The organism is Paucibacter sp. B51 (assembly GCF_027863535.1).
GTDB lineage: Bacteria > Pseudomonadota > Gammaproteobacteria > Burkholderiales > Burkholderiaceae_C > Paucibacter_A > Paucibacter_A aquatilis.
Window position 1 is genome coordinate 4,060,543 of the sequence record NZ_JAPIVN010000001.1, and the last position, 13,256, is coordinate 4,073,798.

A 13,256-nucleotide genomic window follows, 5' to 3' on the forward strand; every position below is an offset into this window, starting at 1 on the left:
CGCAAGATAAAAAAACGGGACCCGCGGGTCCCGTTTTTTGTGCGTCGCCGCCGGATCAGCCCGCCGCCACGCAGTCCACGTAATAGCGCGAACGACCGTCTTCGCCCTTGTCTTCCACCAGGCCGTGCACATCGGTGGCAAAGCCGGGGAACTTGGCGTTGAAGTCGCGGGTGAACTTCAGATAGTCCACGATCTTCTTGTTGAAGCGCTCGCCCGGGATCAAGAGCGGAATGCCCGGCGGGTACGGGGTCAGCAACGAGGTGGTCACGCGGCCTTCCAGCTGATCGATCTCGACCCGCTCGGTGCGGCGGTGGGCGATGTGCGCAAAGGCATCGCTAGGCTTCATGGCCGGCTCGAGATCAGACAGATAGACCTCGGTGGTCAGACGCGCGATGTCGCCCTTGGCATAGGCCTCATGGATGCTCTGGCAGAGGTCACGCAAGCCCATGCGCTCGTAGCGCGGCTGGGCGGCGCAGAACTCCGGCAGGATGCGCCACAGCGGCGCGTTCTTGTCGTAGTCGTCCTTGAACTGCTGCAGCGCGGTCAGCAGCGTGTTCCAGCGGCCCTTGGTGATGCCGATGGTGAACAGGATGAAGAAGCTATACAGGCCCGTCTTCTCTACCACCACACCGTGCTCAGCGAGGAACTTGGTGACGATGGAAGCAGGAATGCCGGTCTCGGCAAACTTGCCGCTCATGTCCATGCCGGGGGTGATGATGGTGGACTTGATCGGGTCCAGCATATTGAAGCCGGCGGCGATTTCGCCGAAACCGTGCCAGGCTTCGTTGGCGCCCAGCATCCAGTCGGCCGGCTTGCCGTAGCCCTCTTCGGCCAGCTGATCCGGGCCCCAGACCTTGAACCACCAGTCCTGGTCGTACTCTTCGTCCACCTTGCGCATGGCGCGACGGAAGTCCAGCGCCTCAGAGATGCTCTCGGCCACCAGGGCCGTGCCGCCCGGGGGCTCCATCATGGCCGCCGCCACATCGCAGCTGGCGATGATGGAGTACTGCGGGCTGGTCGAGGTGTGCATGAGATACGCCTCGTTGAACAAATGCTTGTCCAGCTTGACGTTCTGAGAGTCCTGCACCAAGACCTGCGAAGCCTGGCTCAAACCGGCCAGCAGCTTGTGGGTGGACTGGGTCGCGTAGACCATTGCGGTCTTGGGGCGCACCCGGTTCTTTCCCATGGCATGGTAGGAGCCATAGAAGTTATGGAAAGCCGCATGCGGCAACCAGGCTTCGTCGAAATGCAGGGTGTCGATCCAGCCATCGAGCTTTTGCTTGATGGTCTCGGTGTTGTAGAGCACGCCGTCGTAGGTGCTCTGGGTCAGCGTCATGATGCGCGGCTTGACCGTCTCGGGGTCCACGCCCTTGAGTAGCGGATTCTTGGCGATCTTCTTCTTGATGGTCTCGGGCGAGAACTCGCTCTCGGGGATGGGTCCGATGATGCCGTAGTGGTTGCGCGTCGGCGTCATGAAGACCGGCACCGCGCCGGTCATGATGATGGAGTGCAAGATGCTCTTGTGGCAGTTGCGGTCCACCACCACCACATCGCCGGGCGCCACCGTGTGGTGCCAGACCATCTTGTTGGAGGTGCTGGTGCCATTGGTGACGAAGAAGCAGTGGTCGGCATTGAAGATGCGCGCGGCATTCTTCTCGGACGCAGCCACCGGGCCGGTGTGATCCAGCAGTTGGCCGAGTTCCTCGACCGCATTGCAGACGTCGGCGCGCAGCATGTTCTCGCCGAAGAACTGGTGGAACATCTGGCCCACGGGGCTCTTCAGGAAGGCCACGCCACCCGAGTGACCCGGGCAGTGCCAGCTGTAGGAGCCGTCTTGCGCGTAGTCCATCAGCGCCTTGAAGAAGGGCGGCGCCAGGCCATCAAGGTAGCTCTTGGCTTCGCGGATGATGTGGCGGGCCACGAACTCCGGCGTGTCCTCGAACATATGAATGAAGCCGTGCAACTCACGCAGGATGTCGTTGGGCAGATGCTGCGAAGTGCGCGTCTCGCCGTAGATGTAGATGGGGATGTCGGCGTTCTTGAAGCGGATTTCTTCGATGAACTTGCGCAGGCTCAGCACGGCCGGGTCCAGCTCGGGGCCGGGCGTGAACTCCTCGTCGTCGATGGACAGGATGAAGGCGCTGGCGCGGCTTTGCTGCTGCGCAAACTGACTCAGGTCGCCATAGCTCGTGGCGCCCAGGACTTCAAAGCCCTCTTTCTGGATCGCGTCGGCCAGGGCGCGGATGCCCAAACCCGAGGTGTTCTCGGAGCGATAGTCCTCGTCGATGATGACGATGGGAAAGCGAAAGCGCAGCATGTGAAAGCCTCCAGGGCCTGGGACAGAAAAACGAAAGGCGCGAAGTGTAGGGCCAAGCCAAGCCAGTGTGCGCCGCACGCCGGCCTTTGTCGCACAAACAGGACGCCCGCGGGCGCTTCCCGGTGTCTTTTGGCATCCCGACATGGGCCGTGGAAACTCAATTCGTCCGGGTCGGCGCCCTGCTCAGCAGGAGACATCCGCCGCCGTACACTCAGCGCGAAACACAGGCCCCACTTGCACCGCCAAACATGCCCCGAGCAAGCAAGCGTGGCCCCGATCATGGAGAGGGAGTGATGACATGGCTGTGAATTGGGCCACCGCCTGGTGGATTGCCTGCGGCGCGCTGGTCGCCGTGGAGCTGGCCACCGGCACGTTCTACCTGCTGATGCTTGCCCTGGGCTGCGCCGCCGGCGCCCTGGCCGCCCACCTGGGCTGGAGCGGCAGCGCGCAGATGATCTCGGCCGCCGCACTCGGCGGTACGGCCGTGGTGCTCTGGCACCTCAAGCGCTCGCGCAGCCCCAGCCCACCACCCATCAATGCCAACCCCGATGCGCATCTGGACATCGGTCAGGCGGTGGATGTTGCATCCTGGAACGCCCAGGGCCAAGCTCAGGTGCGCTACCGCGGCGCCGAATGGCAGGCCCGCTTCAGCGGCAAGGGCGAGCCTCTGCCAGGCCGGCACACCATCCGCGCCATCGAAGGCAGCTGCCTCTTGCTGGACCGCTGAACGATCCGCCTGCAGCGGCCGCTGCTGAGCTGTTTTCGTTTCCTTTCACTCTTTTTTCCTTCACATCGAGGCATTCATGGAAATCGCCCTGCTCCTGCTGGTCATCGCCGCCGTCTTCATCGTCCAGTCGATCAAGGTCGTGCCGCAACAAAACGCCTGGGTCATCGAGCGCCTGGGCAAGTACCACGGCACCCTCACCCCCGGCCTGAACTTTCTCGTTCCCTTTGTTGATCGCCTGGCCTACAAGCATTCGCTCAAGGAAATCCCGCTCGATGTGCCCAGCCAGGTCTGCATCACCAAGGACAACACCCAGCTGACGGTGGACGGCATCCTCTACTTCCAGGTGACCGATGCCATGCGCGCCAGCTATGGCTCCAGCAACTACATCGTCGCCATCACCCAGCTGGCCCAGACCACGCTGCGCAGCGTGATCGGCCGCATGGAGCTGGACCGCACCTTCGAAGAGCGCGATGTGATCAACAGCTCGGTCGTGCAAGCGCTCGACGAAGCCGCGCTCAACTGGGGCGTCAAGGTGCTGCGCTACGAGATCAAGGATCTGACGCCGCCGCCGGCCATCCTGCACTCCATGCAGGCGCAGATCACCGCAGAGCGCGAGAAGCGCGCCCTGATCGCAGCCTCCGAGGGCCGCCGCCAGGAACAGATCAACATCGCCACCGGCGAGCGCGAGGCCGCCATTGCCCGCTCCGAGGGTGAAAAGCAGGCCGAGATCAACAAGGCCGCCGGTACCGCGGCCGCCATCACGGCCGTTGCCGACGCCACCGCCGACGCCATCGGCAAGATCGCCGCCGCCATCCAGCAACCGGGCGGCGACCAGGCCGTGCAGCTCAAGGTCGCCGAGAAAGCCGTGGACGCCTACGCCCAGCTGGCCCAGAAGAACAACACCATGATCGTGCCGGGCAATATGAGCGAGGTCTCCGGCCTGATCGGCACGGCCATGGCCTTGCTCAAAGGCTCGAACGCAAAAAATTGAAGGCCAGCCGCCAGAAAACTCGAGCTTTTCGATTTTGGCTCTGAAAACTGCGCTATGATGGCGGGCTTCGGAGAGGTGGATGAGCGGTTTAAGTCGCACGCCTGGAAAGCGTGTGTGGGTTAATCCCCACCGCGGGTTCGAATCCCGCCCTCTCCGCCAGAAAGTCAGCAAAAACGGGCCCAAGCGGCCCGTTTTTCATTTCTGGCCGCCCGATGTGCAAACTCACTCATCGCTGTAGCTCCCCCCGCTTGAACATCCGCGACTTGCGAGCCCTCATGTTCGCTGCCGCAAACCTCACGCATCTCCCACTAACGCCCCGTCGGAACCAGGTCGGGGATGTAGATCGACGCGATGTTGTCGATGAACCTTTCCGGCGAAGCGCCCATCAGGTTGGTCAGCACGAGCACCGTCAGCTCATCCCGGGGGTAGATGAACACAGCGGCACGTGCGCCGCCGACCGGCGTCAGCGCAGGATGGGCGTCGCGCCGCGCCGAAGGCCAACCCAAACCGTAGCCATTGACGAGGGCATTGAAGCCGCGGATGGTGCCGTCCTTCTGCGCCTGCGGCTTCCAGAGCTGATCCAAGCTGTTGGCGCTGACCAGCTTCGTGCGCTGCAAGGCGATCACCCACTTGGCCAGGTCCGTCGCCGTTGACTTGACCCCGCCGGCCGCGTCCAGATAGGCCGTCATGGGCTCATGTCGCAGCAAAGGGACCTTGCTTCGCTCGACGCCGACCGTCTTCATCCCCTGAATTTGCAGCGCCAGGAAGCTGTAGAGCGAAGCCGCATCGGGCTCACCATCGATAGAAAAGTGGGTCCGCGTTAAACCAGCGGCCATGAACTGCCGTTCCCGAACGAAGTCAGCATACGACCGCTTCGTCAGCGTCTCGATCACCTTGCCGATCACCACATAGTTGGTCTGCGTGTAGCCAAACCGGGTCCCGGGCGGTGCGTCCAAGGGCCGGCTTTGCACCTTCTGCCAGGCCAGCTCCGGCGCGGCGCCGTCAATCGCTCGGAGGTTGTCATCGACGATCTCTGGAAGGCCCGACATGTGGGTGAGTGCATGCCGAACGGTCACCGCGCCCCAGGCACTTGGCAGCGACTCGAGGTAGGTCTTCAAGGGCGCGTCCAGATCCAGCTTTCCGGCTTCGACGAGCTGCATCACCGCCACACCCGCCAGGGCCTTGCTGATCGAATTGATCGGGAAGACGGTCTGCGGAGTCACCGGGACGGCACATTCCAGGGTGGCCAGGCCAAAGGCGCCGGTGAAGATGATGTTTTGGTTCTGGACGATGGCCACCTGAGCCCCAGGGATGCCACGGGCAGCCATCTCCGCCTGAATCAGACTCGAAACGGCGCGGGCCTTGTCGGCGGCTTCCTCCGTCGGTGATGAACGAGCAGTCGCACTGAAAAACAGCCCACACAAGGCCACGAGCAAGCCAACTACCGCGGAGTTTCTGGGCATCATGATCGAGGGGTTCCGTTCTTGTTGAAGTCGGCCAAAGGCAAGGGTTCGCGATCCGCTCGGTCAAGCATCTCGCGACATCTGCGGCTCGGCATGCCTCAATCCGACCAGATGCTCAAACAGCCGCCTGAACGGCGCCCAAGCCAACAGGGTCGAATGAAGCCGACCATGGCGCGGTGCTGGCGCGAGGCACATGGTTCCACCCCTACTCGTCACAGCGCCTGTGCCGGGCCGCTGTCGGCGGCGTCGCAAGGCCTGCGGGCGAAAGCCCCACCCTGTTGCGCGTCTAGCTTGGTACTTCCCGATGAAGTGCACCAGCGAGCCGTTCTGTCGGGACCTGCCTGTGCCCATGGCTTGCCAGCGCATGCGAGCACATCGCGTGAGCTTCACGATCCGCCGCCATCACGCCGCCATCACACCGGCGTGCTGCACGGCACCTGAGGCAGCTCGCAGTCCACCTGGACTTGAAAATGGCCCTTGGAGCAAGCCTCCACCCTCGCCTGCACCCCGTACACCCTCGCCAAGTTGGCCGGCGTGATGGCGTCGGCGGGCGCACCTGCCGCAACGGTCTGCCCCTCTTGTAGCAGCACCGCACCAGTGCAATGGCGCATCGCCACATTGAGATCGTGAAGCACGATCAGTACGGCCATATCGCGCTCAACAGCCAGAGAAGCGAGCAACTCCATCGTGCGCAGTTGATGGCGCAGATCCAAGGCAGAGAGCGGCTCATCCAGCAGCAACACCCGAGGCTGGCGCACCAGCGCTTGGGCCAAACCCACGAGTTGGCGCTGGCCACCCGACAAGGCATCCAAGTGCTGCAAGGCCAGAGTTTCGCAACCGAGTCTTCGCAGCACAGCCTCGACACGCTCCAGATCGTCGCTGCGGGCCACTCCATCAGCGCGCAGTGCCGTGAGCACCGCCTCCAACACGCGCAAATGCACGCCCCGCGGCAGCGCTTGCGGCAAGTAAGCCATCCGCGCCATGCGCTGCGCAAGCCCAAGCCGACGCAGTTCGACACCCTCCAGCTCGATCTGCCCCTGATAGCCCAGCAAACCAGCCAGCGCCTTCAACAAGGTGGACTTGCCGCTGCCGTTGGGACCTAGCAATGCGGTCAGGCTGCCTCCACCCAAGCGGGGCAGACTGACACCGCGCAACACAGGCCGCCCTCGGTAGCCCGCGCTGAGGTTCCGAACGTCCAGACTCATGCCACACCTCCACGTCGCAAGACGATGGCCAGAAAGAAGGGAACGCCCACCAGCGCAGTGACCACCCCCACAGGCAATGAAGCCCCCGGCAGGATCTGTTTGGCAGCAATCGCAGCGGCGGACAGCACCAGCGCCCCCACCAGGGCGCTGATAGGCAGGTAGAAGCGGTGGTCTTCCCCACACAGACGGCGCGCGATATGAGGCGCCACCAGACCGATGAACCCAATGGTTCCCACACAAGACACTGCAGACCCCGCCAGCAGAGCCACGCGAAACAGGCTGCCGCGACGCAGCCGCTGCACATCGATGCCCAGACTGGCCGCACGGTCCTCACCCAGACGCAGGGCGGTCAGCTTCCAGGCATCGCGCAGTGCCAAGGGCAAGCACAAGAGCAAAACCGCGGTGAGCCCCGCCACCTTGGGCCAATCCGCCCGCGCCAAGCTGCCCATGATCCAGAACACGATGGCCTGCAGGGTTTCAGGGGATGCCATGTATTGCAACAGCCATAACAGCGCATTGAAGCTGAACACCAGAGCAATGCCGAACAAGACAACACTGCCGGCGCTCATGCTCAGTCGTATCGCCACCTGATCCAACAACAGGGCGGCCAGCAAGGCGAACGCAAAGGCCGAGGCCGCCACCGACCAGGCGCTGCCCGCGCCCAGCACCAGAGCCAAGGCCGCGCCGAAGGCGGCGGCTTCCGACAAACCCAGGGTGAACGGGCTGGCCAAGGGGTTGTCCAACACGGTTTGCATCTCCGCGCCTGCCAGCCCCAGAGCGGCGCCCACGACCACCGCCATCAAGGCTTGCGGCAACCTGATGTCCCACACGATGACATGCTCGGCGTCCAAAACTGCGGCGCCCTGGATCGGCGCCATCAGAAGCTCAAGCAGGCGCGAAGCGCTCAGACCAGACGGGCCTGTCGTCAAGTCCCAGACAAAGCTCGCCACAATGGCCAGCACGATCCAGACGGCCATGCCTAGACGGCGCCGCAGCAGGATGGCATACGCGCCCCTCATGCCGAGATCCAGTACTGGCCGGTCGGCGCCATGCCCAAGAACTCGCGGTGCATCTGCTGCCAGGTGGCGCGCGCATCGACGGCAGCAAGCCGCTGGGGATGCAGCCATGCAGCCATGGCCTGCAGCATCACGACATGGTAGGGCGTGTTGTAGAAGTGATGCCAAACGCCATAAATACGCCCCGATCGCACAGCCGGCAGGCTGGCGATCTCGGGGCGGCGTCGCGCCACTTGCAGCAAGGACTCACGGGCCAAGGCTTCACTGACTTGGGCCCCCATGCGCAAACCCGGGGCGCTGGTCCCGGGATGCTGGTAGCCCGTAGCGACATACACCTCGGGCTTGCATGCAATCACCGCTTCCAGGCTGGCTTCACCCAGCGGCGTGGGGATGAGATCCGCACCGGCGTTGATGCCGCCGGCCATCTCGATCAGCTCGCCCAAACTGCCCCGGCCCGCCGTCAGCACGCCCGCTGAATCACCCGCGCGGGCGTCCAGCAAGACGCGTGGACGAAAGGCACTTCCAATGCCAGCCGTGAGCTCGGTAACACGGCGCGTCTGTGCCTCGTAGAAGGCGATGAACTTCTCCGCCCTCGCCTCGCGTCCCAATGCCTGGCCCAGCAAGCGCAAGCTCGGAATGGTATGGGCCAGAGGATGCTCGCGAAAGTCGATGAAGATCACGGGCACGCCGATCTTCTGCAGCTGTTCGACCAAGGGGTTGCGGCGCCCCGGACCATGGCCACTGATGCTGAAGATGGCCAGATCGGGGCGCAGCGACAACACCTTTTCAGGGCTGACACTGGCTTCGCTGGTTCCACCGATCTTGGCGATGCCGTCGATCTGAGGGAATCGCGCGCGGTACTGCTGGTAGGTCTGCGGATCGAAAGTTGACATATCGCCCTGCCAACCGATGACACGGGCCAGGGGTGGGTCTTCCAGCAGGGCCAGCGTGTAGAGCTGACGGCCTTCACCGAGCACAATTCGCTCGACCCTTTTGGGCAGCTCAACCTTGCGACCGGCGATATCGGTCACAAGCTGCGCGCGGACACATGCCGGCGCCATCAGGGTGGCCAGCAGCAGCTGGCGGCGAGAAATTTCAATGTTCATGGTCATGATCTGAAGCGCCGCGCTTCCAGTAGCCAGCGGCATACATCTGCTCACGCGGCCAGCCGCGTTCACTCAAAAGGTGTTGTCGCAAACCCCGCATCTGCGCGGACTCGCAAGCGATCCAGGCAAAGCCCTCTGACAAGTCAAGGCGACGAAGCTCCGCCAACAGCGCGCAGCCCTCGGGCTGACTTCGACGCTGCAGCCAGACCAGATCGAGCCCTTCATGCGCAGGCAGCTGAATGCGATCTTCCGCACGTCCGACCTCGATGCGCACGGTGACCCGTGCTTGCTGAGGCAGCCATTCCAGCCAGCGCGCAATCGCGGGCAAGGCGGTTTCGTCGCCGAGCAAGAGCCAATGCGCGTGGGCATTGGGGTCCAACACATGCGAGGCACGAGGCCCGGCCACGCCGACCTGATCACCCGGCTTTGCAGAAGCAGCCCAGGTGCAGGCAGGTCCGTCGCCATGCAGGACAAAGTCCAAGGTCAAGGTATGCCGCTGCAGGTCGAATGCGCGCGGCGTGTAGTCGCGCGCGACCGGGCGGACCGCACCGTCGGGAAAGGTCGCCCCCTTGTCGCTGAAGGTCGGCAAGACGGGCAGGGTCTCGCCTGGCGCCGGGAGCAGCAGCTTCACATGGTCATCAGGCATGGGGCTGACGAAGCCCTCGAGCTCAGGACCGCCCAAGGTGATGCGCCGCAGACGCGATGAGAGCGCCTCCACGGACAACACCTGCAACAGGCGCGCGCGCAGAGGGTGGTAGATCAGTTGGCTCATGGCGCCCCCAACAGTGCGATCAATCCCTCGGCCAGTTCGCTGCGCCAGTTCACATAGTCGTGCCCACCGGCAAACTCCCGGTAGATCACGCGATGACCGCGAGCCATGAGGACATCGCGCAGATGCCGATTGGTTTCGAGAATTCCGGGGCCGTCGGACGGGGCGCTTCGCTCCAGCAAGCCAGGTGACAGGTAGAAGACGACATCGCTGCGCGGGGCGGCGACATACTGGCGGGTCAGCCACTCGCCTTCCGCCGCATCGTCGAGCCCGCCAGCCACAAAGCCGGGCGGCCGCGCAGGAGCCCACCAGAACGAGCCCGACAAGCTCAGGACCCGGCCAAAGCGTTCTGGATGGCGAAGCGCCAACCAGGCCGAGGCCAGCCCGCCGTAGCTGGAACCGGCCACCACAGTGCGGCCGGCCTCGCGGGTGACGGGATAGCGCGCAGCCAGCCAGGGCAGCAACTCGCCGGCCATCATGTCTGCAAAGCGTGGATTGCAAGGCAGTTCTTCGGAGCGTGACTCGCGGGTCGGATTGCCCACCAACACGGCCATCAGCGGAGGAATGCGGCCCGATGAGATCAGGTTGTCCAGGATGGTCGTCGTGGGCACCCGTGTCACATATGCATCCTCATCGAACAGCAGCAGCAAGGGCAGTGCTTCGGCCGACTTTTGTGCCGGCAGATAGACCGTCAAGCGGCGCTCGTTGCCGAGCTGCTGGCTTTGAAAACGCAGATGCTCCACGCGCCCGCGAGGCACCTCGGCACGCGGCTCCAACCAAGGCTCTGGCGGTGCTCCAGGCAACTCCAGCAGCGAATGCTCCGCCTGGATGTTGTCAAAGCCTCCCAGCGCTGGCGTGCCGGCCGCCCAGCGACGCAGATTCAATGGGTCGGCCTGGACGCGCGCCAGAATGGCTCGGCGCTGCGCCTGCCGCCCCGCGCCTTTGAGCTGTGGCACATCGGGAGCCAGTTGATAGGCCAGCCGCGTTCCCGAATGCAATCGCACGCTGTAATGCCAGACATCCGTTCCAGGAAGGCGTGCGAAGCGCTCTTGATCGCCTTGACGCACCGGCCAGAACAGACGAACGCTGCGCGTGCTCGCATCCCCTCGCCACAAGAAGCTGACCTGCCACGATTGCGGATGGTCGGGGATGGGCTCAATCCACGGAGCGCCCGAGGCCTGGACGGCAGCCCAGAACGCAGGCGTTCCGGCACCCAGCTCATTGGCCAAGGCGCGCAACTTGGGGCTGGCCAGTGGCGCCTCAGGTGCGGCGACCTCAGGCAGCTGCGCTTCCAGCGGGCGTTGCTCAGTCAGCCAGACTCGTCCTTGCGATTGCGGACTGGCCAGCCCGGCTCGGTAGCGCCCCGACTGGAGAGCCACAAAGCGGAACTCCGACTCACCGGCCGGCGCCGCCTGGCGACGCAGCAGTTGTCCATCTGGAGACTGCAACTCCAGCACACCGGCCTCGGGGAGCTGGAGTGCGCCCACGATGTAGTCGCCCTTCACGGCATCAACGGGCAGTTGCTGGGCAGACACCGGCAGCACAGCGGCGAGCAGCAAAAGAATCAAGCAGGCCTTCATCAGAAGCGCACCGTGGCCGAGAGGTAGAAGCGGCGCCCGTCTTCGTTGAACTCGTTGCTGTTCTCCCGGTCCACGGTCGTATTGGCCAGATTCAACACGCCCACCCGCACCACCAGCGACGGGTTCATCGTCCAGCTGACGCTGCCATCCACGATGGCGTACGCCGCGGCTTGCTGCAGGTTCTGACCGTTGGCGGGTACGCTGATGTATTGCTTTCCGTTGAAGCGAGCAGACAGGCTCAGCGCCAGCGCAGGCAAAGCCTGCCAATCTGCGCCCAGATTGGCCACGTGTCTGGAACGGTAGGTCAGCGGCAGCGCGCTGACACCGCTGGTGTTCTTGGCGTCGGTGTAGCTGTAGTTGGCGCGGATATCCAGTGCCGAGCTGACTTTGAGTCGGCCGCTCAGCTCCGCACCTCGGCTGCGGACACTGGCAATGTTCTGGTAGCGGAACATGGGTCGGCCATCGGGCAGGAAACCGATGAAGTTGGCGTAGCTCGGGGCCAGCGTCTTGTTCGAGGTCCGGTTGGTGATGTCCAACATGTTCTTCAGCTGGGTGTCGTAAACCGTCAGGCCCAGATGCCAGCGGCCGCCATCAAAGGCTGCCCCAAGCTCCTTGCTCATACTGGTCTCCGGCTTCAGATCCCGGCTGCCGGTGATGTAGCAACCCGCGGTGGCGCTTCCACAAGACGGCGACCCCCAATCGGGGCTGTTGATCAACAACGTCGGGGCTCGGAACGCACGCGCCCAGCCACCACGAACGGTCCATCCTTTCGCCGGATGCCACACGCCATAGACACGCGGGCTGTGGTGCCCGCCGAAGTTCTCGTGGTCGTCGTATCGATCACCCAGCGTCAGGGTCAGCCCGGGCAGCACCGTGATCTCGTCCTCGAAGAACACCGCCTTCTGGCGCACGGCCGTGGAGGGGTTTGCGCGCGGCGAGCTGCCGGGAGCGCCGGCCAAGTTGGTGGGATCCCAAAGCTGCTCGTGACGCAGTTCAGCACCCAAGGTCAGGTTCTGTTCCCACAAGTCCAGCGGCAGGCTGAACTTGCCATCCAGCACCTTCACCTTGGACTTGTTGGGGTTGATCTGGCCCGTCACCGTGCCAGTCAAATTCTTGGAGTGGTCGCTGTAGAAGCGCAGCTCGCTGCGGCCGAACTCATAGCGGCCTTGGTGACGCAGCGACAAGGCGTCGCGTTCAAGCTCAAACCCCGCATGATCTCGGTGGCTGGTGTCCAGGTCCAGCGTCACCTGATGCAGCTCGCTGGGGCTCCACGCCAGTTGCCCGCTGATGTAGCGATTCTTCAGGCCCGGCAAGCCACTTTGGCGCACGCCATTGCCGGCGGCGGGGTTGAGTGCCGCATCGTCGGCCTCGCGCTTGTCGGCACCGCCCGAGAGCTTCACACCCAGCTGCTTGGCCATCAAGGGGCCGCCGACCGAGAAGCTGGCAATTCGGCTGTCGCCCGCCAGCCGGTTTTGCTGCTGGATCGCATCCAGCCGCGCACTGCCGCGCCACTGCGCACCGACCTTGCGCGTGATGACGTTCACCACACCGCCAATGGCATCGGAACCGTACAGCGATGACATCGGCCCGCGCACCACCTCGATGCGCTCAACCTCCTCAGCGGGCACCCAGCCCAGGTCGTAGTCATTGCCACGGAACACCGCCGAGCTCGAGTTGACGCGGCGCCCATCCACCAGGATGAGCGTGTAGGCATTGCCCAGCCCACGGATCTGTACGCCGGGCACACCGTTGCCGCCGCGTGTCAACGTGACGCCAGGCACGGAGCCGAGCAGCTCGGCCAGCTCGTGCACCGGGCGACGCTCCAGATCTGCGCGCGTCAAGATGGAGATGCTGGCCGGCGCTTCCTCCAGGCGCTTCTCAAGGGCAGATCCGGTGACCACCACCTCGGGGAGCTGGGTCGGCGCAGTCTGGGCGCAGGTCAGACTTGAGAGGGCCACGAGGGCAAGGGGACTGAGACGAAAAGTGGGCTTGAATGAGGTCATGAAAGAAGACGTGGCAAACTTGCGAATGAAAACGATTCTCATCCGCAATTATCCAAGCACCCCATGTCTGCAACCTTTG

General features: G+C 64.0%; 10 protein-coding genes and 1 tRNA gene. 3 read left to right on the top strand and 8 right to left on the bottom strand.

Annotated elements, in window-relative coordinates; genetic code table 11:
- Nucleotides 1-55 precede the first annotated feature (55 nt).
- Nucleotides 56-2,317 carry an arginine/lysine/ornithine decarboxylase gene (locus tag OOB33_RS17110; protein ID WP_271009553.1) on the bottom strand — a complete coding sequence of 754 codons (2,262 nt, stop codon included), beginning with the start codon at nucleotides 2,315-2,317 and terminating at the stop codon, nucleotides 56-58.
- A gap of 298 nt (nucleotides 2,318-2,615) precedes the next feature.
- Between OOB33_RS17110 and OOB33_RS17115 the strand changes: the two genes are divergently transcribed.
- The 3 genes from OOB33_RS17115 to OOB33_RS17125 all read left to right on the top strand — a co-directional run bounded on the left by OOB33_RS17115 (nucleotide 2,616) and on the right by OOB33_RS17125 (nucleotide 4,194).
- Complete coding sequence (locus tag OOB33_RS17115; protein ID WP_271009554.1) at nucleotides 2,616-3,044, top strand: NfeD family protein; 429 nt, start codon at nucleotides 2,616-2,618, stop codon at nucleotides 3,042-3,044.
- Between the two features lie 76 nt (nucleotides 3,045-3,120).
- The gene (locus OOB33_RS17120) at nucleotides 3,121-4,035 is read left to right on the top strand and encodes an SPFH domain-containing protein (protein ID WP_102766800.1); all 915 of its coding nucleotides are present in this window, start codon (nucleotides 3,121-3,123) and stop codon (nucleotides 4,033-4,035) included.
- A gap of 69 nt (nucleotides 4,036-4,104) precedes the next feature.
- Nucleotides 4,105-4,194: transfer RNA gene (locus OOB33_RS17125), tRNA-Ser, on the top strand.
- A gap of 149 nt (nucleotides 4,195-4,343) precedes the next feature.
- On the opposite strand, the gene OOB33_RS17130 is transcribed toward OOB33_RS17125, so the two are convergent.
- The 7 genes from OOB33_RS17130 to OOB33_RS17160 all read right to left on the bottom strand — a co-directional run bounded on the left by OOB33_RS17130 (nucleotide 4,344) and on the right by OOB33_RS17160 (nucleotide 13,132).
- Nucleotides 4,344-5,501 (bottom strand): serine hydrolase domain-containing protein, encoded by a 1,158-nt coding sequence (locus OOB33_RS17130; protein WP_271009555.1) that lies wholly within the window; start codon nucleotides 5,499-5,501, stop codon nucleotides 4,344-4,346.
- A gap of 410 nt (nucleotides 5,502-5,911) precedes the next feature.
- Complete coding sequence (locus OOB33_RS17135; RefSeq protein WP_271009556.1) at nucleotides 5,912-6,703, bottom strand: ABC transporter ATP-binding protein; 792 nt, start codon at nucleotides 6,701-6,703, stop codon at nucleotides 5,912-5,914.
- Entirely contained in the window at nucleotides 6,700-7,722 is a 1,023-nt protein-coding gene (locus OOB33_RS17140) for a FecCD family ABC transporter permease (RefSeq protein ID WP_271009557.1), read from the bottom strand. Before OOB33_RS17140 ends, OOB33_RS17135 begins: the two co-directional genes overlap by 4 nt.
- Nucleotides 7,719-8,825 (bottom strand): ABC transporter substrate-binding protein, encoded by a 1,107-nt coding sequence (locus OOB33_RS17145; protein ID WP_271009558.1) that lies wholly within the window; start codon nucleotides 8,823-8,825, stop codon nucleotides 7,719-7,721. Before OOB33_RS17145 ends, OOB33_RS17140 begins: the two co-directional genes overlap by 4 nt.
- Nucleotides 8,815-9,597, bottom strand: a complete 783-nt coding sequence (locus OOB33_RS17150) for a siderophore-interacting protein (protein WP_271009559.1) — start codon at nucleotides 9,595-9,597, stop codon at nucleotides 8,815-8,817. The genes OOB33_RS17145 and OOB33_RS17150 overlap by 11 nt, the downstream gene beginning before the upstream one ends.
- Nucleotides 9,594-11,162, bottom strand: coding sequence for an enterochelin esterase (fes, locus tag OOB33_RS17155; protein WP_271009560.1), 1,569 nt, complete (start codon nucleotides 11,160-11,162; stop codon nucleotides 9,594-9,596). Before fes ends, OOB33_RS17150 begins: the two co-directional genes overlap by 4 nt.
- 11 nt (nucleotides 11,163-11,173) lie before the next feature.
- The gene (locus tag OOB33_RS17160; RefSeq protein ID WP_271009561.1) at nucleotides 11,174-13,132 is read right to left on the bottom strand and encodes a TonB-dependent receptor domain-containing protein; all 1,959 of its coding nucleotides are present in this window, start codon (nucleotides 13,130-13,132) and stop codon (nucleotides 11,174-11,176) included.
- Nucleotides 13,133-13,256: the final 124 nt, after the last annotated feature.

Bases quoted from the DNA above. Each gene is read 5' to 3' on its own strand.
- OOB33_RS17110 (WP_271009553.1), bottom strand. From the start codon at position 2,317: ATGCTGCGCTTTCGCTTTCCCATCGTCATCATCGACGAGGACTATCGC.
- OOB33_RS17140 (WP_271009557.1), bottom strand. From the start codon at position 7,722: ATGAGGGGCGCGTATGCCATCCTGCTGCGGCGCCGTCTAGGCATGGCC.
- OOB33_RS17115 (WP_271009554.1), top strand. From the start codon at position 2,616: ATGGCTGTGAATTGGGCCACCGCCTGGTGGATTGCCTGCGGCGCGCTG.
- OOB33_RS17145 (WP_271009558.1), bottom strand. From the start codon at position 8,825: ATGAACATTGAAATTTCTCGCCGCCAGCTGCTGCTGGCCACCCTGATG.
- OOB33_RS17135 (WP_271009556.1), bottom strand. From the start codon at position 6,703: ATGAGTCTGGACGTTCGGAACCTCAGCGCGGGCTACCGAGGGCGGCCT.
- OOB33_RS17130 (WP_271009555.1), bottom strand. From the start codon at position 5,501: ATGATGCCCAGAAACTCCGCGGTAGTTGGCTTGCTCGTGGCCTTGTGT.
- OOB33_RS17150 (WP_271009559.1), bottom strand. From the start codon at position 9,597: ATGAGCCAACTGATCTACCACCCTCTGCGCGCGCGCCTGTTGCAGGTG.
- OOB33_RS17120 (WP_102766800.1), top strand. From the start codon at position 3,121: ATGGAAATCGCCCTGCTCCTGCTGGTCATCGCCGCCGTCTTCATCGTC.